We start from the raw sequence: 26203 nt of genomic DNA on the forward strand, positions 1-26203 counted from the left end.
TAACCTTTCTATCAATCGATATCCATAGAGGTCACTTGTAACTCACGACCGCCTATAGTTTGTACGAAATGGCTGTCACAATAAGGACAAATAAACGTATAATTTTTTACAGAAAATATTTTATCACAATCTAAACACTTTCCTTCAATAGGAATAGTATTGATTTCTATGCGTGAGCCTTCCGCAGGGGTTCCCTTTGTAATGGCTTCCCAACAAAATAACAATGAATCAGGTTCTACCCCACTCATTAACCCTAAGTCTAGTTGAATAGAATGAATGACTGTCGCATCGTGTTGACGTAAGGTATCGAGCGCTACATCAAGAATACCTTCTGCTATAGACATCTCATGCATGGTATGCCTCGTATACCGCTTCTAACATCATTGTCGTTGTTACGGATCCAACACCTCCTGGCACTGGAGTAATTGCAGACGCAATATCTTTTACCGCTTCATAATCAACATCGCCTACCGTCTTACCTTCTAGTTCATTAATGCCTACATCGATAACAACAGCACCTGGCTTAATCATATCTGCTGTAATCATATGAGCACGACCCGCTGCAGCAATAACGATATCGCCACGTTTTACTTGTTCTGCCAAATCAGGGGTTCTGGAATGGCACATTGTAACCGTACCATGTGCACCAAGTGTCATAAGAGCTACCGGCTTACCAATCACTTGGCTACGACCGATTACTACCACATGTTTACCCTCTACAGGAATATCATAGTGGTTTAAAATCGCCATGCACGCCTTGGCAGTACAAGGGGCAAAGCCACCTTTACCGGCAGTTACAAGACCAATATTATACGTAGTTAGACCATCGATATCTTTTTTAGGATCTAGCATATCGATAAGAGCCTCTGTATCAATGTGTTTAGGCATCGGCATTAACGGTAAAATCCCATGAACAGCCGCATCATTATTTAATTCTTGCAATGCTGTAACTACTTCATCCTGTGTAGCCGTTTCAGGTAATTGTTTTAACACAAAGCCATAGCCAAAGTTCTTGGCTGTCTTTTCCATAAATGTAGCGTACATATGAGCACCGTGGTCTTCACCAACGAGTAATACTGCCATAGTAATTACAGAGTCGCCAACTGCTGCAACTTTTTCTTGTAAAATCGCCTTGTGAGCGTCTGCTACTGCTTTACCGCGTAATTCGATCATAAGTATCTCCATTCATTCAAACTATCTATAAAATAAGGTGCCTCCGGAGAGGCACCTAAGTCTCTTATTCTATTATATAACGAACTGTCTATAATTTCTAATTATGACCGAATTCGTTTTATCTACGGAAATGAACAGTAATTGCTGTACCAGCCTGAACAGTTGTACCGCTACTTTCATCTTGAGATGTAGCCGTACCAGTTCCATCCGGTTTAAAGGCAAGTCCCGCCTTATGTAACCAATCACGCACTTCACCATAGGTAAAACCAGTAAAGTTAGGCAATGTAACAGAACCATCACTTCCCGGTTTTGGTTCAGGTAATGTATTAGCAGCTTTAACAGCTACTGGTGTACTTTCTTTAACATACGGACTCATTTGGTAATACCGTACAAGTTGAGATACGATGTCCTTAAATACAGGGGCTACAATTTGACTACCATAATAAGAACCCTTTTGTGGGTCATCAATAACGACAAGAACTACAAATTTTGGATCCTCTACAGGGCCAAAGCCAATAAAGGACGCAATGTATTGTCCGTCGAGATAACCGCCATGTTTGGTATCTAGTTTTTGCGCCGTACCAGTTTTACCGCCGAAGTGATAACCTTCTACCATCGCTTTTGTACCGCCACCTTCGGATACTTCTTTTTCTAGAATATCTACAATGGTTTTAGCGGTTTCCGCCGGAACTGGTTGTCCCACAACAGATGTTTCAGTCGTACTTGTAACATCGCCTTGAGAGTTACTATAAGACTTGATGATATGTGGTTTCATCATAGCCCCACCATTAGAAAGTGCACCAAAGGCGCGAACCATTTGTAATGGTGTAACCGCAATACCTTGACCGATGGACATAGTCGCAACGTCTAGCTTACTCATATCCTCTGGATTATACAAAATACCTGCTCCTTCACCAGGCAATTCAATACCTGTTTCAGAGCCAAAGCCATAATCACGTATATATTTCGAGAGAATATCTGCACCTGTTAATGTACCAATTTCAGCCATACCAGTATTAATAGAGTACTTCAAAATATCTAGCAAACGAACAGGACCATATCCCTCACCATTCCAGTTTCTAATGATATGTCCATTGGCAGCGAAGGCCCCTTTATCGTTATACACAGTGTCTAACTTCCATTTGCCTGCTGCAAGAGCTGCAGATGCAATGATAGGTTTGAATGTAGAGCCTGGTTCATATAAATTGGTAACCGCAATATTTTTGAAAGCCTCTTCACCACTTTGGTTGTAGTTATTAGGATCATAACTTGGACGATTGGCCATCGCTAATATTTCACCGTTCTTTGGATCCATAACGATAACGCTGGCATGCTTAGCTCCTGTATCAACCATCGCCTTATCAAGAGCGCGTTCTGCAATAAATTGAATTGTTGCATCGATGGTTAAGGTTACGCTTTTACCCTTATCTGGTAAAAATTTAGATAATACGGAACCAAAGATGGCATTCCCTTTATTATCAGTAGCTACAATTTCTTGTTGTACGCCCCCCTTTAATTCGTCATCAAGAACCATTTCTAGACCATCAAGACCTTTATCATCAGTGCCGACAAAGCCTAATACTTGTGCCGCTAAGACACCATTTGGATAATAGCGCTTAGATTCTTCAACGAAATTGAGGCCTGCAATATTATTATCCTTAATAACTTGTTGTACCGCTTTTGATTTGTCTGCATCCATCATACGATTCAACCAGACAAAGGCGGTATCCTCTTGCAAAGCTTTTACAATATTCTCTTTTGACATCGTTACATACGGTGAGATGAGCTCCGCAATCTCTTGAGGAGACTGTTTAATCATCTTCGGATCCGCATATAAAGATTTTGTAACTACACTCATCGCCAATGGCTTGCCATTACGGTCATAGATTGTACCCCGCGGCGATTGTAATTTTCTATCTACTTGAACTTGTAATAAGTTTTTCTTCTCTAGGTCAAAGGTATCAAAGACCTGTAACTGTGCTAAACGACCGATAAGGACGAAAGCAACGGTCATGAGTATGGCAAGGCACCATGTAGTGCGACTCCAATCACTCATGCGTAATAACGCTTTATTTAATAACTTCATCATTTCTCCACTGGACGGCGTAACTTATGGTCTAATGCGTCATATAGCGCATCTGGTTTATTAGGAATAACCCCATTTTGTACCTGACCTAATAAATACTGCAATCCTTCCCCTACTTGTTTCCCAGCGAGCTTAATCACTCGTTCGTCATAATTTAAGTCCTTGGTATGTACAGGCATCTCTAAACTAAGATCTGCCATACATTCTCCAAAGGCTAATGTTCCGTCTGTAGACGAGTAAGGTTTCCCACAACCTAATACATCGGCAGCACAAACCTTAGCTAATTGCTCCCATGCAGTGCGCATAATTTGGCTATCTCGGAATTCACCACTACGGGCTTCCTTGCGAAGCCATTTTTTCTCGTTTGCATCGCCATTTTGTACAAAATAGTGAAAGCGCATGTGATTTTTCACAATCCACGCCACGCGTTTTACAAAGGCCTTCGGATATCCTAGTCGGGTTAATAACGTTTCTGCCATTTCCGCGCCTAGTGTATCATGGCCACGATCCGTAAGGCGTCCATTGATAACAGCACGTACCGCTGGCATTCCCTTTGCCACATCATGTAATAAGGCACCCCAACGCAGCACCAAATCCGGCTCCGTATGGGACACAACGGCTAGTGTATGGTACCAACCATCGAATTCGTGAAAGTCCTTTTCTTGGGGCAAATTCACGAGATGATATAGTTCAGGCAAGATGGGAATCTCCCGAGCCGCACCATTTTCTACAACACGACAAGAGCATTCTGCCAAGCGGGATTGAACAAGAACATCAAGGCCCTTAGCCACTGCAGGCTCTAACATGAGACGATTAATCTCATTTCGTACACGTTCTAATGACAATCCAGGTACGCGGTGAAAAGCCTTGGGCATAGCCTCTAATAGGTCTTTACTCGGCAAAAAATCCAACTTCGCCACAAAACGGCATGCTCTAAATAATCGTAATGCATCTTCTTCAAAACGTTTCTGCGCATTACCAATGGTTCGTAACGTTTTATGTTTGATATCACGTCGTCCACCTACAAGGTCTATAACTTCACCATAACGGTTCATAGCTATGCCGTTGACAGTAAAATCACGACGCAACACATCTTCTTCTAAGGTATCGGCATAAGTAATTTCTTCGGGACGATGGCTATCTGCACCATATCGTTCTGTTCTATATGTAGCGATTTCGTATTGCTTGCCCTCTAATGTAGCTACCACTACACCAAAAGATTTTCCTACGAGGTCTGTCGTTTGAATATCATGACCGCGAAGAACCTCAATCACTGTATCGGGACGTGCAGACGTCACAATATCGAAGTCATGTGGCTTTTGATGCATCAACATATCGCGCACAGCGCCGCCTATGATATAAGCTTCATGGCCGGCTTCTTCTAATATGGTCAATATTCGATTTGCTTGTTCCATCATACACGCTCCTTTCTGAACTAGTCTAATCTTTATTTTACTACAAATGAAAGCATGAAAAAAGTGCAATCCTTATAAGGATTGCACTCGTTCTGCAATAGCTGTACCTGTCGGTGTCACCGCAAGGCCGCCATCACTTGTTTCACGCAATGCTGCCGGCATAGCGCGACCTATATTATTCATCGCTTCAATGACTTCATCTGGTGGAATTTGGCTTTCAATATTCATTAACGCCATTTCAGATGCAGTAATAGCATGGACTGCATAAAAGCCATTACGCTTAACACATGGCACCTCTACGAGCCCTGCTACCGGATCACAAGCAAGTCCCAATAGATTTTTCATGCACAATGCAATAGCATGACCTACTTGACGTGGTGATCCACCCATCATTTCAACAATGGCTCCTGCCGCCATACACGCCGCTGTACCGATTTCCGCTTGGCAACCGCCAACAGCACCAGCAACACAAGCGCGATTTGCTACTACATTACCAATACCAGACGCAGCTAAGAAGCCTTTTACCACTGTAGCTCTATCTAATTGGTAGTGGTCCGCTACGGCTTTCACAGCACCAGGCATAACACCACAAGAACCCGCCGTAGGACAAGCAACAATGCGGAACATCTTTGCATTTGCCTCATTTACAGCAATAGCATACGTCATTGCCTTATACGCAATATCACTCATAAAACGAGGTGTTTGCCCATTAAGCTGTGCCGCTTGACCACCGGACATACCAGAAGCCGTTTTCTCCGCATAAGCTATGCCATCTTGAATGGAGCTTTCAAAAATATCTAAGCGATTCTCTATTTCACGAACAACCGCGTCTTCACTGCGGTCGTAATTCTCTAATTCATAACGCAATACTACATCGCCAAAAGAAATATTGTTTTCCTCACCTAGGCGAATAATATCTGCAATTGTATCATATGCATAACTCATCATTCGCCCTCCTATAATGCTTCAAAGGTCATCACATCCTGGATGCCTGGAAACTCGCGCATAAACTGAACTGTAATAGGATTTACCACTGTATCTGTAGTAATAACCATGACTGCATCCTTATGCTTGCCCTTACGGAATACGTGCATCGTAGCGATGTTAATATCAGACTCACTCAATGCTTGGCTCACAAGAGAAATCGCACCAGGTCTATCCTCATGGAACACAACGAGCGTAAACTCATCTCCTGTAATGGACATATCATTTCCATCTACTTCGGTAATCATAATCTGACCACCGCCGAGAGAGCGACCAATAACAGTCATATGACGATTATGTTCATCATACATATCAAAACGCACCACATTCGGATGCCCTACATCAAGAGGAGACTCAATAAAAGAAAACTCCATCCCCTCTTTTTTCGCTAATTCATGGGCAACTCGGATGTTCGCATCATCCTCTTTATAACCTAATAAGCCGCCAATCAAAGCACGATCCGTACCATGCCCTTTATAAGTTTTTGCAAAAGATCCATATAATGTTAAATCTACCTTTTTAGGAGTAGCACGAAAAATACACCGCGCCATCTTGCCTAATCGCGCAGCACCCGCTGTATGCGAACTAGACGGACCAATCATAATAGGCCCTATAATATCAAAAATACTGTTCATACATACCTCTATATACACATAAACCATGTGAAAAAATCCTATTTCACCTATAGTATAGCAACCAATATCGAGCCTTGTCTATATGCACATTAGAGGCATATTTGTTTGTCTACAGAGGACTACTATTCTTGTGAAAGCTGTTCTAAAACTTTGTATATTGATGGGACGCATCCATATCTACAGTTATAAAAAGGAAAGACTATACTTATGCAGCGACATCAGGTCACGAGGAGCAAAGAAGTATAGTCTTTCCTTTTTAACTAAGTTGTGGATACAAAACTGGGCCCCATCAATATACAAACACTCGATAGATAGCTTTCACAATAATAGTAAAAAAACGCACCTAAGGATAACCCTAGGTGCGTTATTTATAACAACAGTCCTAAATCATAAAAGAGAGGGGACGTAGGACTGTAGTTAACAGATTAATAGATCCTATTAGCCCAAGATAGCTTTCATGTCAGCTTCTGGAGTTGTAATTGGATGTAATTGGAATTTTTCTACCAAAATGTTCAATACATTGCTGGAGAAGAATTTAGGCAAGGAAGGTCCGATGTAAATGTTACGGATACCCAATGCCAACAATGTTAACAAGATACATACCGCTTTTTGTTCGTACCAAGACAATACCAATGTCAATGGCAAGTCGTTTACATCACATTCAAATGCACCAGCCAAAGCTACTGCTACTTGAATAGCGGAGTAAGCATCGTTACACTGACCCATATCAAGGATACGAGGGATACCACCGATTTCGCCGATGTTCATGTCGTTGAAACGGAATTTACCACAAGCCAATGTCAATACTACAGTATCATTTGGAGTTTGTTTAACGAATTCAGTGTAGTAGTTACGGCCTACTTTAGCACCGTCACAACCACCTACCAAGAAGAAGTGTTTAATAGCGCCAGCTTTTACAGCGTCAATTACTTTATCAGCAATACCCAATACTGTGCCATGACCGAAACCAGTAGTTACTTCATGACCACCGTTGATACCAGTGAATTCTTGAGCTTCTTTGTAGCCGCCCAATTCGATAGCACGGTTGATAACTGCGGAGAAGTCTTTAGTACCATCTTCTTTTTCTTCGATATGTGCACAACCATCGAAACCTACCATATCTGTAGTGAAGATATTAGCTTTGTAGTTTTCTTTTGGTGGCATAATGCAGTTTGTAGTGAACAAGAATGCACCAGGAACATCAACAAATTCTTTTTGTTGGTTTTGCCATGCTGTACCGAAGTTACCTTTCAATTGAGGATGTTTCTTCAATTCAGGATAAGCGTGGCAAGGCAACATTTCACCATGAGTATAGATATTTACACCTTTACCATCAGTTTGTTCCAATAATTGTTTCAAGTCATGAAGGTCATGACCAGTTACAACGATGAAAGGACCTGGTTCTACAGTCAAAGGAACTGTAGTTGGTACAGGTGTACCATATGTTTCAGTATTAGCTTTATCAAGAACAGCCATACATTTCAAGTTAATTTGACCAAATTCCATCAAAAGATCAAGCCATTCTTCAGCACTGTGATCTTTAGCGAATTCTACCATGCCTTTAACGAACCAAGCGTCAACATCAGCATCGTGGAAGCCAAGGCGAGCAGCATGCCATGCATATGCAGCCATACCACGCATACCTAACAATAATGTGGAACGAAGGGATACGATGTCTTCTTCACCTTTCCACAATTGTTCCCAATCGAAATTTTGTTGAGCGCTATCCACTTTTGCATGGTAAGCATTTACTTCGTCAATGAATTCTTGAACGCGGTCTTCAGAGAAGTTTACGTTTGTTACACACATGAACAAACCGCGCATAATATAATCGATACCTTCTTTAGTATGACCCTTTACGTCTAAAGCGCGAGCCAAGCCAACTAAGGCAGCAGTTAATTCGTCTTGTAAGTTAGCAACTGGTGCAGTTTTACCACATACACCTTGTACAGTACAGCCACCTGGTGCTGCAGATTGTTCGCATTGATAACAGAACATACTCATTTAAAAATCCTCCTTTGCGAGACTTCCTCGCAGTCAAGCTAGATAATATAAAACCTATACATTACACTGATGTTTTATCAGTTGTCTGATTGATTACATTTGAAAGTATAACGTAAAGATGATACAATTTCTGTAGCTTGAGCAACAAATAAAAACTTTTTCAAAAATTTTCCTGACTTCCCTTATGGAACAGGTAGACCATTTAGTCTTATACTTTTATTATACAATAATCATTTTTAATTGCTATAGACTTTATCACACCGGAGGTGCTTATGAAACAAATACTTTCAAACGATATCATTAATCAATATATGCCCACCCTCGTGAAATGTCCTTTATTCAATACATTAGGAGAGCCAGAGCTGCGTAGCTATTTAAATAATGCCAAAGTTATCATCCACAGTTACCAAAAAAATGATTTTATAGCCCTCGCTGGAGATCCTATGGAGGGTATTGGTGTCATTCTTGAAGGCAGCGCTTTACTGACTCGTGAAAATGTAATGGGGCAACGGGTTATTATGGCAAACTTAGAGCAATCAGATATTTTTGGAGAAGCACTACTATTTAGCAAACAGCCTTTATGGCCTGCTACCATTAAAGCAACAAAAGCAACTAAAATTATGTTTATTCCCCTTGAAACCTTTATTAAAACATTACCGGATTGTCATCAATGCCAAACTAAAATCCTATCTAATCTATTAGAGGATTTATCTGAAAAAGCAATTCTATTAACCAGAAAAGTCCACTACCTCACATTAAAAGGGATGCGCGAAAAGATTTTTGCGTACTTAACAGATATTTATAAACGTCAGCATTCTAACACAATTCAATTACCCCACAACCGCGAGCAAATGGCTGAGGTTCTCAATGTATCTCGCACAGCCCTTAGCCGTGAATTAGGACGCCTTCGCGATGAAGGTCTCATTGATATTACAGGGCGCACCGTAACAATTAAAAATATTGAAGACATTGAAGAATTCGGCTTTAACACCTTTTAATACTTAATGTCTATTAAATTTAACAAACTAAAAAGTCTCTCAAGATTATCTTGAGAGACTTTTTTATTACACGACTCATAAAATATATAACGGTTTTAAGTATATAATAACTATATAATATAATTTTTCAAACTATATAGTGCTTAAAATTGTAAATTAGAACCAATGAGACAAATCAAATTCTTCACCAATGGTTGCTTTCACATGAGCACGACCTAAGTAAAGGCCTAACAATGTTAAGCTAATTTTAGACATTGGCGTGCTATCAAAGACATCAGCTAAGTCCAATAGAACCGGTGAAATATCATCCATGATATCACGCGCCTCTTGTCCCCTGAAAGCAGTAGGTTTGCTCTTCATCAGAGCTAAAAGATCACGTTGAACCATAGCATTAGAAATTCGTGTTTGTCTAAAGAATTGTGGTGCTAAAGACTCATCTACCAAGGCTAATTTATAAAGATTGGAGTTCAAGCTACGCACCACATAACGTGGATCCACACCATGACCATCTGTAGCACGGAAGAGTTCTTCCTTAGAGAAACCACGATAGTTGAATACAAACGGATATGAATTCGACAACACTTGGCATAAAGTGATAGGCTCTTGTTCTTCTTGTGTACAGCGTAAGTAGTCCAGCTGGCGATAGAAGGAATCATTTCGAGGTAAATCAGAGATGAATGGCTCAATATATTTTTCCACATAATGTTGGAAGTGAATCAATCCATAGTTATTAGAATTTCTAGAATATTGTAACAATAATGTTAAGGCCATAACTTGGAAGTGACCTAATGTTAAATGAGGTAATACACGTAATGCATCAAAAGCTACGAGGTATGGCGTACTAGATTTAGGAGATTGAACCACATCTAGAAAAGCACCTAACGCAGCGGACTTCATCCACTCTGTATTTGTAGCGGCATATGCCTTTTGCATACTCATCAACGCTTCTTGAATAACAATATTCTCTAGTAATGCATTCACTTCAACAATTTTTGTAATATTGAGAGCCGCTAAAGCATCTCTTGTAATAGATTCTACATAGTGTTGCGTATCACCATGTAACACCCCAAAGGAATGAACAAATGGTGCTATAGCCAACTCAACGCATTTATCCTCATGTGCCGTTTTTGCCCATTGACCATGCGGTTCCTCCTCTTCAGCTAAACTTGTTGCCGCCAATTGTGCTTCAATTTCAGAAGCATCAAACAAACGCGTTTCATCTAATACCGATGGACCTTCCGCGGTTTGTATTTCGTTTGCACCACCTATCATTTGTGTAGCATCTATGCTATCCGCTTCATCAGCTTCAAAGGCTTCCACAGATTCACCCATAGCAATTGTATCTTCAACAGAGTTTGCGCTATTGAGAAGTTCATCTGTAACAACATCGAGGACAATAGTTTTATCCACCAACGGAGTAACACCTTGATTGGCTTGATTAGCTTGCTTAAGATCTGATACAGCTGTCATCACAATGGTTTCATCCCCTATTGGTGTGCCATTATCCGAACCTATTGGTGTTCCATTATCCGAACCTAATGCTAACGCATATTCTCCCTCTGAAACATGACTTGAATTAGACTTTAGAGTACTTCTTTTATTATAAGAGGTATCTATAGGATCAACCAGAGGTTCAGCCGGTTCTCGCTCTTCACCGACCACCGTTTCAACTGTATCCGGAATTGATGCAGTATATACATTAGTTCCACTCGTATGTGTGATTGTTACATTGCCCTCTTGCGACTCCGTTGCAAATATAACATCATTATGCGCTTTAGGATTATTTTTATTACTTATGTTTTTATAGGATTTTTCTTTTGCCTTACTTTCACCATCACCACCGCTAAATACAGCATAGCAAACAGCAAAGAATCCCAATGCCACGACGGCTAATACAAAATACGGTATTAGGTTTGACATACTATCCCCCTACATCAATGCTTCATTATATACAGCACGCTCACCGCCAATGCTCTTCGGACGAACACGACAAGCGGTCACATGTGCTTTCCCAATTTCTTTCACACAAAGACGTACAGGCACTGCAACGTGTTTCATGTGCATACCAATGAAAGTATCTCCAATATCGATGCCTACATCAGCTTGAATAAATTCAACCATCACAGGATCATCAAAATATTCGTACGCCATCACAGCCAGGGCACCACCCGCATGACGTTGAGGAACAACATTAACTTCCTCCTCCCATGTCATCGCACTACGTTCCATAACAAGTGCACGATTAATATGTTCACAACATTGAATAGCCAAGTTAAGTCCTTTAGCCTTAACAGCATTGTATATTTCATCAAATACGACCTGAGCCACATCAAGGTGAGAGTCAGTGCCGATTTTTTTACCTACAATTTCGCTAGTGGAACAGCCAACAACGAATAATTGACCTTCGCGAACCTTTGCTAAATCAAGTAATTCAGCCATCGCGTTGCGAGTTGACTGACGAATAGTTTCTACAGAAGTCATGTTATCGCCTCACTCAAATTGAATGTATAAAATCTATATGTATATTATCATAAAACCGACAGAATCGGTAGACTAAACTCTACACGTAACGGATGAACATCTTATGATTATGGCTTAACAACAAAAAGAGGCTTGCTTTAGCAAGCCTCTTTCAATCACTCAATGGTGATATTAGATTTTTCTGTAAGGTTTTTGGCCTAATTCGTAGAAGTTATTACCTTCAGTATCGCCAACCACGATGCAAGGGAAATCTTCAACAGTCAATTCAGCCAAAGCTTCTGGTCCAAGTTCACCATAAGCAAGTACTTCATATTTTTTGATGGATTTTGCAATCAATGCTGCTGCGCCACCAACTGCTGCGAAGTATGTGCAACCATTTTTCTTCATGGATTCAACTACTTCTGGTTTACGGGAACCTTTACCAATCATGCCTTTGATACCTTGGTCAAGCATTGTTGGTGTGTAAGCATCCATACGACCGGAAGTTGTAGGACCAGCGGAACCAATTGGATCACCAGGTTTTGCAGGTGTTGGTCCAAGATAATAAACGAATTTATTTGTCCAGTCGATTGGTAATTTTTCACCACGCGCTAAAGCTTCAGTCATAACTTTATGAGCAGCGTCACGAGCGGAGTAAATTTTACCAGTGATAAGAACGCTATCACCAACTTTTAATTTGCGGGAAAACTCTTCATTATATTCTTCAGTATTAATGCGAATTGATTCAGCCATTGTTTTTACCTCCTATCGATTAAAGTACTACGTGAGCATGACGAGCAGCATGGCACATGATAGTAACTGCAACAGGAAGACCTGCGATGTGAGTTGCACCCCATTCGATGTTTACACCGATACAAGTTGTAGTGCCACCCAATTGTGGTCCAATACCAGTTTTGTTAACCATTTCCATGATTTCTTCTTCTAATTTTGCATAGTCTGCATCTTTATGAGGTACGCTAATGTCACGAAGCAACGCTTTTTTGGACATAACTGCTGCTTGGTCCATAGTACCGCCAATACCAATGCCGAGTACAATTGGAGGGCATGGGTTAGGACCTGCATGTTTTACGATTTCAAGGACTGCATTTTTAACGCCTTCCACACCATCAGCAGGTACGAGCATAGCTACATCGGATTTATTTTCAGAACCGAAACCTTTTAATTCTACTTGAATATCTACTTTATCGCCAGGAACGATTTCAGTATAGATGATTGCAGGTGTGTTATTTTGTGTATTTTTACGATTGAACAATGGTTCAGCTACAACGGATTTACGAAGATAACCTTCAACATAACCAGCTGCAACACCAGCATTGATAGCTTCTGTAAGATCACCACCAACGAAATGAACATCTTGACCAACTTTTAAGAATACCATAGTCATACCAGTATCTTGGCAGTATGGACGATCTTCAGCATCGGCAATTTCTGCATTTTTAATAATTTGATCAAGAACGATACGACCTACTGAAGACTCTTCTGTTTCACGGCCTTTTTTCAAACCTTCATAGATGTCTTTTGGCAAGTGGTAAGCTGCGTCCATACACATTTGACGGACTGTTTTTGTGATTTCAGATACTTGAATCTCGCGCAAGATAATCCCTCCTCAGGAAAATAGTTGAATATTAATTCTAATACCGATGAGATAAAATAAAATTCTCAAACATATGAAAGAATATCTATCTCAAACCGATGAGATTAACTCTATACATAAATCGTAGCACACAATATAGGGGGATTCAACGCCTTACCTATACAGTTTTCTCAATGCTTTTTCGGTTTTTGAGAATTGTTTTCATGAATATTTTTGTATATATTTCGGTTTTTCAATAGGCTATATAGACCTTATTCTCTAGTCACTAAAATAGCCCTGCATTGTGATAAAAGTCATAGTCTATCATATATCAATAAGATTTTTATATCTTATATTTTTACCTACTTTATTATATATAGATTTGGTTTAAAATGAACCACAAACATAGGCTATATCTAATAAGATAAATACACTTCTTTCTTAACTGATACTACTTTTCAACTAAATCTTTTAAACTTTTCTATAATGCATATGTATACCGATTATCTTCAATATACTTATATTGCTAACTCCCATGCATTTGGAGTCATACAATCACCTTAGAACACAGTAAATATCTATAATTATTAAGCTCTATAGATTTTATTAATTTTAATGACTCTCTCATCAAAATTATTGATAACCAATTTTATTTATAAAGTTATGTCTTTTAGTCATAATTGATAGTATCTATTTTATAGTGTTCTAAAAAAAATGCTTGCTTTTATAATTAATCTAACATATAATAACAATCGTACCATTCCTCGATAGCTCAGTCGGTAGAGCAATCGGCTGTTAACCGATCGGTCGTAGGTTCGAGTCCTACTCGAGGAGCCATTCTGGCCCGTTGGTCAAGCGGTTAAGACACCGCCCTTTCACGGCGGTATCCCGGGTTCGATTCCCGGACGGGTCACCACATATGGACGATTAGCTCAGCTGGGAGAGCGCCTGCCTTACAAGCAGGATGTCGGCAGTTCGATCCTGTCATCGTCCACCAAACTAAAGGAGCAAGCTGTTAAGCTTGCTCCTTTTTTTTATATATATGATATAATAATATAAATTGTATAATTTGTAATTTTAAAAGAGTTTTATTAAGAGGAGGAATTATGTTACATAACTTCGGACTCTATAAACGTCCACTACTTACAGTACTTGCTGTACTACTCACAACTGCATTTACAACAGCCAGTGCCGCTATGATCGATTTGAGTCAGCTAACACCAAATACAACGCAACCTGTGGTTCTTAGCACTATACAAAGTAACACAAGTAATGAGGCTTCTACATTGACCCCTAAAACAAATATGGAGCCTGTCATAAAAGTAGCTGCCACACCAACATCTACACCAATTTCTGGAGTTTCAGAAAAAGCAACTATTAATGCTACTAGTACAAGTCATGATGGTCACTTGGAAAACTTTCCAAGCCGCAAAGTAACTATTGTTGTACCAGCAAATTTGCGCAATGAAAACACAGCTCAATTTGGTCACTACATGACAGATCGCTTATCAAATACACTTAAATATCCTTACTATGATACAACCATTGTAAGTACTAACACACCAACTGCAGAAATTAAAGCCGCTGATCTTGCTCAAATTGCAGAGGCCCAAAATTCTGAAATCGTTATTATGCCTGTACCATTACAAGACGTATATGTACAAGTTAATACTATTAACAGCCCAGATCCATACAATAAGGATAATCATGAAATTTATATCGCTGCAAAGGTTAATGCCCTTTTATACTATTATGATGTAAACGATAAGGTAATCCATACTGTTCGTACGGGCTTCAACCAAACTGATGACTCTTTAACTATGCCAACACATAAATCAGTTTGGAACAAAGTTATGACTATATTACTTGATAAATTACCATACAAACGAATTCCAACAGATCGTGACCGCTACCAAGCACCTGGTATCAATTCTGAGGCACCTGTTGTATTAGATTTTCAAGTAGAACAACCTAAGAATACTGCATACTCCTTAAAAGGTGTGAGCGTTTTATAATCAAAATTAGAAAGATAAAAAGGCTAGCCAGATGGCTAGCCTTTTTCTTATAACATTTTTGTAACATGCAAGCGCAGTAAAGCACGTTGCAATGCTGCTTCCGCTCTTTCTACATCAATATCAGGTGTAGGATTTGATAACCGACCTTCTGCACGCTCTTTAGCTCGACGAGCACGTTCCACATCAATGGATGTTGGATCTTGACAGTCAGGGGTTACAATACTCACCTTATTATGTTCAATTTCACAGAAGCCACCAAATACAGCATATTCACGAGATGTTCCATCTGGTTGTTCAATGCGTAAAGGTGCCAAGTCTAATGCAATAATCATAGGCGCATGATTTGGCAAAATACCAAAACCACCATCGATAGCTTTACCTACAAAGAATGTAGATTGGCCCTCGAATACGATTGCATCAGGTGTAATTATCTGTAGGGTCATAGGTTCCGCCATGGATTATTCCCCCTTCTCTTGCATTTCCTTTGCTTTTTGAATGGCTTCATCAATGGTACCAACCATGTAGAATGCACCTTCTGGCAATTCATCATGTTTACCATCCAAGATCTCTCTGAAGCCTCTCAATGTTTCGGACAATGGCACATATTTACCAGGAGAACCGGTAAATACTTCTGCTACGAAGAATGGTTGACTCAAGAAACGTTGAATCTTACGAGCGCGAGATACAGTGAGTTTATCTTCGTCAGACAATTCTTCCATACCGAGGATTGCGATAATATCTTGAAGATCGCGATATTTTTGCAATACTTCTTGTACTCCACGAGCTACTGCGTAGTGCTCTTCACCAAGTACATGTGGGTCCAAAATACGGCTTGTAGAGTCCAGAGGATCCACCGCTGGATAGATACCAAGTTCCGCAATGGAACGAGACAATACTGTTGTCGCATCCAAGTGAGCGAATGTCGCTGCTGGAGCCGGGTCAGTCAAGTCATCGGCAGGTACATATACAGCTTGTACGGAGGTAATAGAGCCTTCTTTTGTAGATGTAATACGCTCTTGCAATGCCCCTACGTCATTAGCCAATGTAGGTTGGTAACCTACGGCAGATGGCATACGACCTAAGAGGGCGGATACTTCGGACCCCGCTTGAATAAAGCGGAAGATGTTATCGATGAACAAGAGCACGTCTTGTTTTTTCACATCACGGAAGTATTCAGCCATTGTAAGACCAGTAAGACCTACGCGCATACGAGCCCCTGGTGGCTCATTCATTTGTCCATATACGAGGGCTGTTTTATTGATAACGCCAGACTCTTTCATTTCGTTCCACAAGTCATTACCTTCACGAGTACGTTCCCCTACACCGGAGAATACGGAATAGCCGCCGTGCTCTGTAGCAACATTGTGAATCAATTCCATAATCAATACGGTTTTACCTACACCGGCACCACCGAAAAGACCGATTTTACCACCTTTTACGTATGGAGCGATAAGGTCAACGACCTTAATACCTGTTTCCAAGATTTGTGTATCTGGAGAAAGGTCATCAAATTTAGGTGCTGGACGGTGAATAGGCCATTTTTCATCAGCCACAACTGGAGCTGGATCATGGTCTACAGTTTCACCAAGTACGTTAAAGATACGACCCAATACGCCTTCCCCTACAGGAACGGAAATTGGAGCACCAGTATCTTCTGCTTCCATATTACGTGTCATACCGTCAGTAGAACTCATGGCAACGCAACGAACTGTATCGTCGCCTAAGTGTTGCATAACCTCTACTACGATTTTTTGTCTATCGTGTGCCTTGTGGTCATGGTAGATGTGGATGGCGTTGTAGATAGCTGGTAAATGACCAGCATCAAAGCGCACGTCTACAACTGGGCCGATGACCTGCACAACTTTACCAATATTATTACTCATCGACAGATGTCTCCTTATCTATTGCAAGGCATTAGCGCCACCAACGATTTCAGAAATTTCGTTTGTAATACTAGATTGACGCAACTTGTTGTATTCAAGGCCTAAGGACTCAATGAGTTCCCCTGCATTATCTGTAGCCGATGTCATGGCCGTCATACGAGCACCTAATTCACTAGCTGCAGATTGCAACAATCCATTATAAACTGTAATTTCTAAGTATTTTGGCAGCAACGCCTCCAAGACGGATACGGCGGACGGCATGAAATCATACTCTTCGCCTTTTACCTCATCTTGTGGTTGCTCTATTGGCAACAAGCGCTCAGCCTGTGCAATTTGCGTCATAGAATTTACAAAACGTGTATAGATCATGATGACTTCGTCTACTTCATGACGTTCATATAGTGAAAGTGCTTCATGCATAATAGTACGCGCATGTTCATAGGATGGTTTATCCGAGAAGCCCGCATAAGACTTATCGATGCGAACACCTCTAGATTTCATGCTGTCTCTAGGCTTTCTGCCTGCCGTGATAACACGGTATGTATCAGGAGATTTACCATGTAATTGTTCCATGGCAAATTTCAATACATTAGACGAAAATGCCCCTGCAAGACCTTTATCTGCACCTACTACAATATAGCAAGTGCGCTCTACAGGTCGCACATCTAAAAGAGGACTTTCAAAGCCTTCTAAATCACTATTAGACATATGACGCAAGATTTGCCCTATCTTTTCTGCGTAAGGACGAGTAGCTTCCGCTTTTGTTTGTGCCCTACGAAGACGAGCAGAAGCTACCATCTTCATCGCTTTTGTAATTTGTTGCGTATTGGTAACACTTTTTATGCGTTTTCGCAAATCTTGTGCACTAGCCATACATTACGCCTCCTTACGAGACACTAATGTATGTGTAGAGCCAAATGCTTCAACACATTCTGGGATTGCTTGCTTCAATAGATTTTCAGTTTCTTCGTCAATTTTCTTAGACGTTTCAATGTTAGTGATGATTTCAGGATAATTTGCTTTTACATAACGTAAAAGTTCAGCTTCAAAGGACAATACATCTGCCACTTGAATATCTGCTAAGTACCCTTTAGTACCAGCGTAAAGGTTGATAACCATTTCCGCTACACTCATAGGCTCATATTGACCTTGTTTTAACATTTCAGTTAAGCGTTCACCACGATCAAGTTGAGCGCGTGTAGCCGCATCAAGGTCAGAACCAAACTGAGCGAAAGCAGCCAACTCACGATATTGAGCAAGGTCCAAACGCAATTGGCCCGCCACTTGCTTCATCGCTTTAGTTTGTGCGCTACCACCTACACGGGATACGGACAGACCTACGTCAACAGCTGGACGAATACCAGAATAGAACATATCTGTTCCCAAGAAAATTTGACCATCAGTAATGGAAATTACGTTTGTTGGAATGTATGCAGATACGTCACCTGCTTGTGTTTCAATGATTGGCAACGCTGTAATAGAACCTCCACCAAGTTCAGATGAAAGTTTCGCAGCCCGCTCTAATAGACGACTATGTAAGTAGAATACGTCGCCTGGATATGCTTCACGCCCTGGTGGACGGCGCAATAATAGGGACATAGCACGATATGCAGCCGCTTGTTTTGTTAAGTCATCATATACGCATAATACGTGTTTACCTTGGTACATAAAGTATTCACCCATGGCAACACCAGCATATGGGGCAATGTATTGAAGAGGTGCACCTGTGGAAGCACTCGCAGAAACTACGATTGTATATTCCATAGCGCCTGCTTCTTCAAGTTTTTGTACTACGCGAGCAACTGTAGATTCTTTTTGACCAATAGCTACATAAATACAAATAACATCTTTGCCTTTTTGGTTCAGAATAGTATCTAAGGCAATCGCAGTTTTACCTGTACCACGGTCACCGATGATAAGCTCACGTTGACCACGGCCGATTGGTACCATCGCATCAATTGCTTTAAGACCTGTTTGCAATGGTTCATTTACGGATTGACGATCCGCAATACCAGGTGCTGGATGTTCGATAGGACGACGTTCTGTAGCTTGAATAGCACCCTTGCCATCAAGAGGTTGACCAAGAGGGTTTACTACGCGACCAATCAAGGCATCTCCGGCAGGAACGTCCATAATTTTGCCAGTACGGCGCACTTGGTCCCCTTCTTTAATCAAGAAGTCATCACCTAATAGTACGGCACCCACATTATCTAATTCTAAGTTCAAAACCAAGCCATATACGCCGTGTGGTAATTCTAGCAACTCACCGGCCATGGCTCTTTCAAGACCATAAATATGGGCGATGCCATCCCCTACGTCGAGAACAGTACCCACATCATCGACATTGAGGTCAACATCATAGTCCTGAATCTGCTGTTTGATTATAGCAGTGATTTCTTCAGGCTTCATTTTCATATATACCCATTCACCCCTATCTAATAGAGTTCGTTCTTAATAAAGATTTTTCTAATTCCTCTAAACGACGAGATACAGAGCCATCAATGCGTTTATCCCCTACTTGGATAATAATACCACCCATAATAGATAGATCTTGACGCACAGATAAAATAACATCTTTCCCTGTTACTTCTCGTAATTTAGCTTGTACAGATGCTTCTACATCAGCTGTGATTGGTTCTGCTACAGTTACAGTAGCTTCCAAAATACCACGAGCCTCTCGTGATTTTTGAATAAACGCTGCAATGGCCTGTGCAATATAACGATGGCGCCCGCGTTTAATCATCACATAGATAAAGTGTAAAGCAACTTTGTCGATACTAGATTCAAAGATGGAACCAACTAACTTAATCTTTGCATCTTCTGTAACGATTGGATTTTCAAGGAATAAACGAAGTTCAGGCTGTTCCGCCATAACGGACGCTACATAACCTAATTGCTCCTCCATGAGTTCCAAAATATTTTGTTCTTGAGCTAATTCAAACATAGCCGAACCATATTTATCTGCTACAATTTCTATGCTCATCGTATCACAACCCTATCGTTTTACTATCAAGTTGACGAATAGCGTCTTCGATCAATTTTGTATTAGTTTCGCTGTTCATATCTTTAGCAACAACTTTACCAGCCATAGCTACAGATAAAGATACCACTTCGTTACGCAAGCTGTTCATAGCACGATCGCGTTCGATGGCAATATCTTGACGAGCACGATTTTTTTCTTGTTCAATTTGCTCGCGAGCTGTTGCCAATTGTTCTCGTGTAGTATTTTCTGCTTCTTGAATTGCTTTTTCAACAATTTGTTGTGCTTCTACACGAGCATTAGAAATTTGAGCTGCATAATCAGCTTTAAACTTTTCTGTCTCTGCACGGGCTTGTTCAGCAGCTTCTAAATCTTTAGCAATTCGTTCTTTACGTTCTGTCATCATAGCCAATAATGGTTTATATGCAAAACGCGCCAATAGCCAAACTAATATAAAAAAGTTCAACATTTGAGCAAGAATCGTTCCAAGGCTTAAGTCAACCAAGGTTATTCCTCCTCGTTATTATCTGAATAACAAAATAAACGCAACTACTACACCGATGATAGGCATCGCTTCGATCAAACCAATCGCAACGAACATAGTAGACATCAATTGACCACGCAATTCAGGTTGGCGTGTAATACCTTCGATTACTTTACTAGATACAAGACCGTCACCGATACCTGCACCAATGGCACCACAACCTACTGCGATCGCTGCTGCTAATGCGAATAAACCTTGAACTTCCATAATATATCCTCCATATATAATAATTAATGTTCCTCACTAAGAGCCATCCCTAAATAGGATGCTGTAAGAACGGTAAAAATAAAGGCTTGAATAATACCGATAAACAAACTAAAAGCAATCCAAACCCATGGTACAGGTACAAACCAAGGCAATTTGTATAATACTTCTAACAAAATTTCACCAGCTACGATATTGCCAAATAGACGGAAAGCAAGCGTAACAGGTCTAGCTATCTCTTCAAAGATATTAAGTACTAGCAAAGCCTTATAAGGTCGTACAAAATGCTTAAAGTAGGATAAGCCTTTAACTTTAATCCCCATACCCCATACTACTAACGTACTACATAAAGCCAATGCAACTGTAGTATTGATATCAGATGTTGGTGATGTTAACGCCTTAAGTGTAGGCATTAAGCCTAATTCATTTCCTACAAAAATAAATAAGAAAAACGTAAATAACAAGGAACTCACCATCGGCCAATGACGACCCAAGTTTGGAGCTAGTTGCCCCTCTAAGCCTTCTAATATAGATTCCACTATATTTTGCAAGCCTACAGGCACCAATTTACGTCCTCGGGTGGCTAGCACTGTTATTAGTATTACAATAGCCATAGTAACCCATGTAGCAATCAAGGTATCTATATTAAATGTCAACCCCAACCACTGCACGACCTCATGGTGTCCCGCATGTAATGTCACGTTCTCAACCCCTTTCATAGATATAATAAAAACCTAATATATTTATAACAATATAAATATAATATATATATGTATCATCATACATCGTTATAGATATATAATCAACACTTGAAGGGTAAACAATTCCAATTAATCATAAATATAATGTATACAATGCATAATTGGAATACCTTTGTTGTTCCTGTTTTAGGTCATTCTAGAACTAAAACTGGCGACTAAGCCACCAGTACATAGCATATAATGCAGGCTGAATAAGCGCGATACCTATAAACATGCTAACAGCCTCTACACCCGGAATTTTCAGCCCTAAGACCACTAAAGAACCTACTAACATAAGGCGCCAAATCATCTGTCTACGAGATTTACGTACGGCTTTATAAGGATCTCCTGACACAATAGATTGTCCATGCAAAGCTAGGCTAAGTAAGTAGAGAACCATTATAAAGATACCCCAAAGCCATCCCCATAGATACTGTTCTAAGCCACATAAAACTTGTATTATACTGCCCAAAAAAGCAATAAAAAACAAGTCAGCAGCACGCGCACTATGAATTTTATATATTGATTCATACATACCTCACTACTTAACTTGTTTATATAGCATATAAAATCCTGTTATAGCTCCTATTAGGCCAAATATGACCATACAGAGTGGCTCCGTTTGAAGCCAACCATCTAATTTATGGCCTAGCCAAATAAAACCACCTATACAGGAGACCAGTGTGACCCCCGCCGATGTTGCCATAGCGAAGGCTTTCACAAGATCCTTATCCATATTATTTACCAAAACGTTCAGGGCGATTTGCATCACCTAAAAACTCATGGCGTAACGCTTGGATAATGCGTTCAGATGCTTTACCGTCACCATAGGGATTAACGGAATTAGACATCAACTTATACGCTTCAGCATTGCTCAATAATTCATAAGCGGCTTTATGTACCGCATCTTTATCAGTACCTACAAGGCGAACGGTACCTGCTTCTACTGCTTCAGGACGTTCTGTCGTATCACGCAATACGAGAACTGGCTTACCAAGAGCTGGGGCTTCCTCTTGAATCCCACCTGAATCAGTCAAAATCAAGTAAGATTTAGCCATCAAGTTTGCAAATGGTTCATAGTCAAGAGGATCGATTAATGTAACACGATTCACAGAACCAAGCTCCTCTTGTACAACTTGGCGAACTTTAGGATTTTTATGTACAGGGAAAACAACTTGAATATCTTCAAATTCATTGATTAAATCTCGAATGGCTTGATATACATGGCGCATAGGTTCACCTAAGTTTTCTCGGCGATGTGTGGTAACAAGAACCGTACGTTTTTTAGGATCAAGAGCATTAATAGCTGCATCATCGAATACATAGTTGTCTTGTACCGTCGTATCAAGAGCATCGATAACAGTATTCCCTGTTACATAAAGATGTTCTGTATTAATATTTTCCTTTTTTAAATTGCTTTCAGAACTAGAAGTAGGCGCAAAGTGATACGTCGCAATAGACCCCGTCAATTTGCGATTCATCTCTTCAGGGAACGGAGAGTAAATATCACCTGTCCGTAGTCCTGCTTCCACGTGACCTACAGGAATTTCTTGGTAGAAAGAAGCCAAGGCACCAGCAAAGGTAGTTGTAGTATCACCATGAACGAGTACCACATCAGGTTTTGCTTCTTCTAATACATCTTTAAGGCCCATCAAAGCACGATTAGTTACATCATATAGTGTTTGACCTTGGCTCATAATATTTAAATCATAGTCTGGGGTAATATTAAACAAGTTTAGTACTTGATCAAGCATATCTCGATGCTGTGCCGTAACGGTGACGATAGGTTCCATATCTGGTGCTGCTTGTAATGCTTTTACAAGAGGAGCCATCTTGATAGCCTCAGGTCTTGTACCAAAGATTGTCATAACTTTTAACATAGTTGCCTCCAACGTAGTAGGATAGAAAAAATGGGGCGCCAAGCGCCCCACAGATGGTTATTCCTTATGAGAATCATCAGTATTCTCCAAGGCTTTAGCCAATTCATCGCGATCAAAGGATATGGTATCATCCGAGTCGCTACGTTCAATTGTAGGACGTGGTAACGGATGCCCTGCCGCATCACTATGCATGATAACGCCAAGACGTCGTGCAATATAAATACTACACAAGAAAATTACTAATACCAAGGTCGCGCCGACCCAAGCATTAACCTCTGCAACGATAACAGATACACCGCCGAAAAGAGCTGTTACTGCATACATCAACAATACAGCTTGCTTTTGTGTTAACCCTTGTGCCAACAAGCGATGGTGAACATGACCTTTATCGGGTTTAAAGATTGGACGTCCACTGATTTTACGGCGCACAATGGCAAATAAGGTATCCAAAATAGGCAATCCTAACACAATAGCAGGTACCACTAGAGCAATCGTAGCAGCCGTCTTTACGGCCCCCATAACGGAAATAGCCGCTAATGTATAGCCTAACAACATGGATCCCGTATCACCCATGAATATTTTTGCAGGGTTAAAGTTATACCGCAAGAAACCTACAGTCGCACCTGCTAAGGCAAGAGAAATACAAGCAAGATCAGTTTGACCAAGTTGCAATGTCATTGCACAAACAGCGATACAAGCGATAAAGGAAATACCTGCAGCCAAGCCATCAAGGCCATCGATGAGGTTTACAATATTTGTAAAACCAACTATCCAGAAAATAGTCAATGGAATAGCCCAATACTTGAGATATACTACACCACCCCAAGGAAGGTTGATGAAATCTACTCGAATATCATAAGCCACCAGAATTGCGGCTGCTATAATTTGTCCCATTAACTTAGTTTTTGGCTCAATTTGTTTAATGTCATCCCAAATACCAACTAGCACTAAAATGACTGTACCAAGGACAAAACCAAACAATTTATGATCATGCGGGATGGAATCGTTAAAAAGAACCGATCCTACATAACCAAGAAAGATTGCTAATCCACCAAGTCGTGGAATCGCACCATGATGCACCTTTCGAGCATCAGGTTTATCTATTGCCCCAACAGCAACGGCAAAGCGTTTTACCAATGGGGTAAGTGCAAAGGTTATGATGAGCGCTAGTGCAAAGGCCCACACATAATCGAGCACATATTCACTCATAAGACACCTCCAACAAGTAGGTTGTAAAAATGGATTAGTTTGTTAAGCTACGAATAGGAGCAGGAATTCTGCCACCACGGGCGATGAACTCAGCTGCACTATATGGACTCACTTCGATAATAGGAGCATAACCTAATAATCCACCAAATTCAACAACCTCTCCAATAGTCTTACCAGGTACAGGAATTACGCGAACCGCAGTTGTCTTATTGTTAATCATGCCGATAGCTGATTCATCTGCAATTATAGCAGAAATGGTATCAGCAGTAGTGTCTCCAGGAATAGCAATCATATCAAGGCCAACAGAACATACACATGTCATAGCCTCTAATTTATCAAGTGTTAAACTACCACAAGATACGGCATCAATCATGCCTGCATCTTCAGAGACAGGAATGAATGCACCACTAAGTCCACCTACATGGGAGGAGGCCATAAGACCACCTTTTTTCACCGCATCATTAAGTAATGCTAGTGCTGCTGTAGTGCCATGACAGCCACAAGAGGACAAGCCCATTTCTTCAAGAACGTGAGCTACAGAGTCGCCTACAGCTGGCGTTGGGGCCAAGGATAAATCAATAATACCAAATGGTTTGCCGAGACGACGAGATGCCTCTTGCGCTACCAATTGACCTACGCGAGTTATTTTGAAAGCAGTACGTTTAATCGTTTCTGCTACAACGTCAAAGGATTGACCTCGAACGGATTCAAGTGCATGTTTTACAACACCCGGTCCAGATACACCTACAGAAATAGCGCTATCCCCTTCTGTTACGCCGAAAAAAGCACCCGCCATAAACGGATTATCCTCTACAGGATTACAGAATATTACGAGCTTAGCACAACCAAGAGCATCATTATCCTTTGTAAGCTCTGCGGTTTTCTTAACGATGATACCCATGTCGCGCACTGCGTCCATGTTGATGCCCGTTTTAGTTGAACCCACCGCAACAGAGCTACAAACAATATCCGTAGTTGCCAGTGCTTCAGGAATAGAATCAATCAAAATACGATCAGCTCGTGTAGCCCCCTTTGTTACAAGTGCAGAAAAGCCACCGATAAAATTAACACCTACAGTTTTTGCTGCACGATCCATAGCTTCTGCTACAGGAACATAAGATGTTAAATCACTGCCACCAGCTACAAGAGAAATGGGTGTTACAGAAATACGCTTGTTAATAATAGGGATGCCGAATTCCCGCTCAATAGCCTCACCAGTAGATACAAGGTGTTCTGCCTCTTTTGTAATACGGTCATAAATACGATCACACAACTCTTTGCCAGAACTAGATGCACATTCTAGCAAGCTAATTCCCATCGTAATAGTACGCACATCAAGCTTGTTATCGTGAATCATCTGATTCGTTTCTAAAATATTGTCGATAGATAACATAAGTGC

The 26203-nt window shown here is 40.6% G+C and carries 26 protein-coding genes and 3 tRNA genes; 5 read left to right on the plus strand and 24 right to left on the minus strand.

The genetic code is table 11. The features are described 5' to 3' along the window. Positions 1-11 precede the first annotated feature (11 nt). From B1A77_RS00845 to hcp, 7 genes are all read right to left on the minus strand, one after another. Positions 12-353 carry a hydrogenase maturation nickel metallochaperone HypA/HybF gene (locus B1A77_RS00845; protein WP_008602471.1) on the minus strand — a complete coding sequence of 114 codons (342 nt, stop codon included), beginning with the start codon at positions 351-353 and terminating at the stop codon, positions 12-14. Continuing rightward, a complete protein-coding gene (locus tag B1A77_RS00850) occupies positions 346-1173 on the minus strand; it encodes a bifunctional 5,10-methylenetetrahydrofolate dehydrogenase/5,10-methenyltetrahydrofolate cyclohydrolase (protein ID WP_060924355.1) in 828 nt (275 codons plus the stop codon). Before B1A77_RS00850 ends, B1A77_RS00845 begins: the two co-directional genes overlap by 8 nt. A gap of 118 nt (positions 1174-1291) precedes the next feature. After that, on the minus strand, positions 1292-3259 hold the full coding sequence (locus B1A77_RS00855) for a penicillin-binding transpeptidase domain-containing protein (RefSeq protein ID WP_038125692.1): 1968 nt from the start codon (positions 3257-3259) through the stop codon (positions 1292-1294). Then, a complete protein-coding gene (locus B1A77_RS00860) occupies positions 3259-4677 on the minus strand; it encodes a CCA tRNA nucleotidyltransferase (RefSeq protein ID WP_077707630.1) in 1419 nt (472 codons plus the stop codon). Before B1A77_RS00860 ends, B1A77_RS00855 begins: the two co-directional genes overlap by 1 nt. Before the next feature lie 69 nt (positions 4678-4746). Beyond that, positions 4747-5619 (minus strand): L-serine ammonia-lyase, iron-sulfur-dependent, subunit alpha, encoded by an 873-nt coding sequence (sdaAA, locus tag B1A77_RS00865; RefSeq protein WP_077707631.1) that lies wholly within the window; start codon positions 5617-5619, stop codon positions 4747-4749. Between the two features lie 11 nt (positions 5620-5630). Further along, positions 5631-6293, minus strand: coding sequence for an L-serine ammonia-lyase, iron-sulfur-dependent subunit beta (gene sdaAB, locus B1A77_RS00870; RefSeq protein WP_038149923.1), 663 nt, complete (start codon positions 6291-6293; stop codon positions 5631-5633). A gap of 438 nt (positions 6294-6731) precedes the next feature. Next, a complete protein-coding gene (gene hcp, locus B1A77_RS00875; protein WP_004695081.1) occupies positions 6732-8297 on the minus strand; it encodes a hydroxylamine reductase in 1566 nt (521 codons plus the stop codon). Between the two features lie 272 nt (positions 8298-8569). On the opposite strand from hcp, the gene B1A77_RS00880 reads away from it, so the two are divergent. Further along, positions 8570-9295 (plus strand): Crp/Fnr family transcriptional regulator, encoded by a 726-nt coding sequence (locus B1A77_RS00880; protein ID WP_021148534.1) that lies wholly within the window; start codon positions 8570-8572, stop codon positions 9293-9295. Between the two features lie 156 nt (positions 9296-9451). On the opposite strand, the gene B1A77_RS00885 is transcribed toward B1A77_RS00880, so the two are convergent. The 4 genes from B1A77_RS00885 to B1A77_RS00900 all read right to left on the minus strand — a co-directional run bounded on the left by B1A77_RS00885 (position 9452) and on the right by B1A77_RS00900 (position 13370). Next, on the minus strand, positions 9452-11215 hold the full coding sequence (locus B1A77_RS00885; protein ID WP_008602460.1) for an LPO_1073/Vpar_1526 family protein: 1764 nt from the start codon (positions 11213-11215) through the stop codon (positions 9452-9454). Positions 11216-11224: 9 nt separating this feature from the next. Then, a complete protein-coding gene (locus tag B1A77_RS00890) occupies positions 11225-11776 on the minus strand; it encodes a TIGR01440 family protein (protein ID WP_008602458.1) in 552 nt (183 codons plus the stop codon). A 171-nt stretch (positions 11777-11947) separates the two neighbouring features. Next, positions 11948-12508 carry a Fe-S-containing hydro-lyase gene (locus B1A77_RS00895; protein ID WP_004695073.1) on the minus strand — a complete coding sequence of 187 codons (561 nt, stop codon included), beginning with the start codon at positions 12506-12508 and terminating at the stop codon, positions 11948-11950. Between the two features lie 19 nt (positions 12509-12527). Continuing rightward, on the minus strand, positions 12528-13370 hold the full coding sequence (locus B1A77_RS00900; RefSeq protein WP_004695072.1) for a fumarate hydratase: 843 nt from the start codon (positions 13368-13370) through the stop codon (positions 12528-12530). A 740-nt stretch (positions 13371-14110) separates the two neighbouring features. Between B1A77_RS00900 and B1A77_RS00905 the strand changes: the two genes are divergently transcribed. From B1A77_RS00905 to B1A77_RS00920, 4 genes are all read left to right on the plus strand, one after another. Further along, a tRNA-Asn gene (locus tag B1A77_RS00905) sits at positions 14111-14186 on the plus strand. Between the two features lie 4 nt (positions 14187-14190). After that, positions 14191-14265: transfer RNA gene (locus B1A77_RS00910), tRNA-Glu, on the plus strand. Between the two features lie 5 nt (positions 14266-14270). Then, positions 14271-14346: transfer RNA gene (locus tag B1A77_RS00915), tRNA-Val, on the plus strand. A 109-nt stretch (positions 14347-14455) separates the two neighbouring features. Continuing rightward, positions 14456-15364 carry a hypothetical protein gene (locus B1A77_RS00920; RefSeq protein WP_021148535.1) on the plus strand — a complete coding sequence of 303 codons (909 nt, stop codon included), beginning with the start codon at positions 14456-14458 and terminating at the stop codon, positions 15362-15364. 47 nt (positions 15365-15411) lie between these two features. On the opposite strand, the gene atpC is transcribed toward B1A77_RS00920, so the two are convergent. From atpC to B1A77_RS00985, 13 genes are all read right to left on the minus strand, one after another. Then, the gene (gene atpC / locus B1A77_RS00925) at positions 15412-15819 is read right to left on the minus strand and encodes an ATP synthase F1 subunit epsilon (RefSeq protein ID WP_004697509.1); all 408 of its coding nucleotides are present in this window, start codon (positions 15817-15819) and stop codon (positions 15412-15414) included. 3 nt (positions 15820-15822) lie between these two features. Then, positions 15823-17247 carry a F0F1 ATP synthase subunit beta gene (atpD, locus tag B1A77_RS00930; RefSeq protein ID WP_004697530.1) on the minus strand — a complete coding sequence of 475 codons (1425 nt, stop codon included), beginning with the start codon at positions 17245-17247 and terminating at the stop codon, positions 15823-15825. A gap of 18 nt (positions 17248-17265) precedes the next feature. Beyond that, the gene (atpG, locus tag B1A77_RS00935; protein WP_021148536.1) at positions 17266-18120 is read right to left on the minus strand and encodes an ATP synthase F1 subunit gamma; all 855 of its coding nucleotides are present in this window, start codon (positions 18118-18120) and stop codon (positions 17266-17268) included. A gap of 3 nt (positions 18121-18123) precedes the next feature. Beyond that, positions 18124-19662, minus strand: a complete 1539-nt coding sequence (gene atpA / locus B1A77_RS00940) for a F0F1 ATP synthase subunit alpha (RefSeq protein WP_004697546.1) — start codon at positions 19660-19662, stop codon at positions 18124-18126. 16 nt (positions 19663-19678) lie between these two features. Next, entirely contained in the window at positions 19679-20230 is a 552-nt protein-coding gene (atpH, locus tag B1A77_RS00945) for an ATP synthase F1 subunit delta (RefSeq protein WP_021148537.1), read from the minus strand. 4 nt (positions 20231-20234) lie between these two features. Then, positions 20235-20732 carry a F0F1 ATP synthase subunit B gene (gene atpF, locus B1A77_RS00950; protein WP_012864787.1) on the minus strand — a complete coding sequence of 166 codons (498 nt, stop codon included), beginning with the start codon at positions 20730-20732 and terminating at the stop codon, positions 20235-20237. Between the two features lie 18 nt (positions 20733-20750). Continuing rightward, positions 20751-20978 carry a F0F1 ATP synthase subunit C gene (atpE, locus tag B1A77_RS00955; RefSeq protein ID WP_077707632.1) on the minus strand — a complete coding sequence of 76 codons (228 nt, stop codon included), beginning with the start codon at positions 20976-20978 and terminating at the stop codon, positions 20751-20753. Positions 20979-21001: 23 nt separating this feature from the next. Next, entirely contained in the window at positions 21002-21676 is a 675-nt protein-coding gene (gene atpB, locus B1A77_RS00960) for a F0F1 ATP synthase subunit A (RefSeq protein ID WP_237301774.1), read from the minus strand. 202 nt (positions 21677-21878) lie between these two features. After that, positions 21879-22250: a Tat pathway signal protein gene (locus B1A77_RS10195; RefSeq protein ID WP_237301776.1), complete on the minus strand. Its 372-nt coding sequence runs from the start codon at positions 22248-22250 to the stop codon at positions 21879-21881. Positions 22251-22256: 6 nt separating this feature from the next. Then, on the minus strand, positions 22257-22451 hold the full coding sequence (locus B1A77_RS00970) for an AtpZ/AtpI family protein (RefSeq protein ID WP_077708635.1): 195 nt from the start codon (positions 22449-22451) through the stop codon (positions 22257-22259). A 1-nt stretch (position 22452) separates the two neighbouring features. Continuing rightward, complete coding sequence (wecB, locus tag B1A77_RS00975) at positions 22453-23595, minus strand: non-hydrolyzing UDP-N-acetylglucosamine 2-epimerase (protein ID WP_077707634.1); 1143 nt, start codon at positions 23593-23595, stop codon at positions 22453-22455. Between the two features lie 57 nt (positions 23596-23652). After that, positions 23653-24804 carry a glycosyltransferase family 4 protein gene (locus tag B1A77_RS00980; protein ID WP_004695060.1) on the minus strand — a complete coding sequence of 384 codons (1152 nt, stop codon included), beginning with the start codon at positions 24802-24804 and terminating at the stop codon, positions 23653-23655. 34 nt (positions 24805-24838) lie between these two features. Next, positions 24839-26197, minus strand: a complete 1359-nt coding sequence (locus B1A77_RS00985; protein WP_077707635.1) for a PFL family protein — start codon at positions 26195-26197, stop codon at positions 24839-24841. Between the last annotated feature and the right edge of the window lie 6 nt (positions 26198-26203).

The organism is Veillonella parvula (assembly GCF_002005185.1).
Lineage (GTDB): Bacteria > Bacillota > Negativicutes > Veillonellales > Veillonellaceae > Veillonella > Veillonella parvula_M.

What these genes read in the sequence shown, in the direction of transcription:
- wecB (WP_077707634.1), bottom strand. Translation starts at nt 23,595, where the DNA reads ATGTTAAAAGTTATGACAATCTTTGGTACAAGACCTGAGGCTATCAAG.
- B1A77_RS00985 (WP_077707635.1), bottom strand. Translation starts at nt 26,197, where the DNA reads ATGTTATCTATCGACAATATTTTAGAAACGAATCAGATGATTCACGAT.
- B1A77_RS00880 (WP_021148534.1), top strand. Translation starts at nt 8,570, where the DNA reads ATGAAACAAATACTTTCAAACGATATCATTAATCAATATATGCCCACC.
- sdaAB (WP_038149923.1), bottom strand. Translation starts at nt 6,293, where the DNA reads ATGAACAGTATTTTTGATATTATAGGGCCTATTATGATTGGTCCGTCT.
- atpC (WP_004697509.1), bottom strand. Translation starts at nt 15,819, where the DNA reads ATGGCGGAACCTATGACCCTACAGATAATTACACCTGATGCAATCGTA.
- atpD (WP_004697530.1), bottom strand. Translation starts at nt 17,247, where the DNA reads ATGAGTAATAATATTGGTAAAGTTGTGCAGGTCATCGGCCCAGTTGTA.
- B1A77_RS00890 (WP_008602458.1), bottom strand. Translation starts at nt 11,776, where the DNA reads ATGACTTCTGTAGAAACTATTCGTCAGTCAACTCGCAACGCGATGGCT.
- B1A77_RS10195 (WP_237301776.1), bottom strand. Translation starts at nt 22,250, where the DNA reads ATGTATGAATCAATATATAAAATTCATAGTGCGCGTGCTGCTGACTTG.
- atpG (WP_021148536.1), bottom strand. Translation starts at nt 18,120, where the DNA reads ATGGCTAGTGCACAAGATTTGCGAAAACGCATAAAAAGTGTTACCAAT.
- B1A77_RS00850 (WP_060924355.1), bottom strand. Translation starts at nt 1,173, where the DNA reads ATGATCGAATTACGCGGTAAAGCAGTAGCAGACGCTCACAAGGCGATT.
- atpA (WP_004697546.1), bottom strand. Translation starts at nt 19,662, where the DNA reads ATGAAAATGAAGCCTGAAGAAATCACTGCTATAATCAAACAGCAGATT.
- B1A77_RS00885 (WP_008602460.1), bottom strand. Translation starts at nt 11,215, where the DNA reads ATGTCAAACCTAATACCGTATTTTGTATTAGCCGTCGTGGCATTGGGA.
- B1A77_RS00970 (WP_077708635.1), bottom strand. Translation starts at nt 22,451, where the DNA reads ATGGATAAGGATCTTGTGAAAGCCTTCGCTATGGCAACATCGGCGGGG.
- sdaAA (WP_077707631.1), bottom strand. Translation starts at nt 5,619, where the DNA reads ATGAGTTATGCATATGATACAATTGCAGATATTATTCGCCTAGGTGAG.
- B1A77_RS00895 (WP_004695073.1), bottom strand. Translation starts at nt 12,508, where the DNA reads ATGGCTGAATCAATTCGCATTAATACTGAAGAATATAATGAAGAGTTT.
- B1A77_RS00920 (WP_021148535.1), top strand. Translation starts at nt 14,456, where the DNA reads ATGTTACATAACTTCGGACTCTATAAACGTCCACTACTTACAGTACTT.
- B1A77_RS00855 (WP_038125692.1), bottom strand. Translation starts at nt 3,259, where the DNA reads ATGAAGTTATTAAATAAAGCGTTATTACGCATGAGTGATTGGAGTCGC.
- atpE (WP_077707632.1), bottom strand. Translation starts at nt 20,978, where the DNA reads ATGGAAGTTCAAGGTTTATTCGCATTAGCAGCAGCGATCGCAGTAGGT.
- B1A77_RS00860 (WP_077707630.1), bottom strand. Translation starts at nt 4,677, where the DNA reads ATGATGGAACAAGCAAATCGAATATTGACCATATTAGAAGAAGCCGGC.
- B1A77_RS00980 (WP_004695060.1), bottom strand. Translation starts at nt 24,804, where the DNA reads ATGAGTGAATATGTGCTCGATTATGTGTGGGCCTTTGCACTAGCGCTC.
- atpH (WP_021148537.1), bottom strand. Translation starts at nt 20,230, where the DNA reads ATGAGCATAGAAATTGTAGCAGATAAATATGGTTCGGCTATGTTTGAA.
- B1A77_RS00845 (WP_008602471.1), bottom strand. Translation starts at nt 353, where the DNA reads ATGCATGAGATGTCTATAGCAGAAGGTATTCTTGATGTAGCGCTCGAT.
- hcp (WP_004695081.1), bottom strand. Translation starts at nt 8,297, where the DNA reads ATGAGTATGTTCTGTTATCAATGCGAACAATCTGCAGCACCAGGTGGC.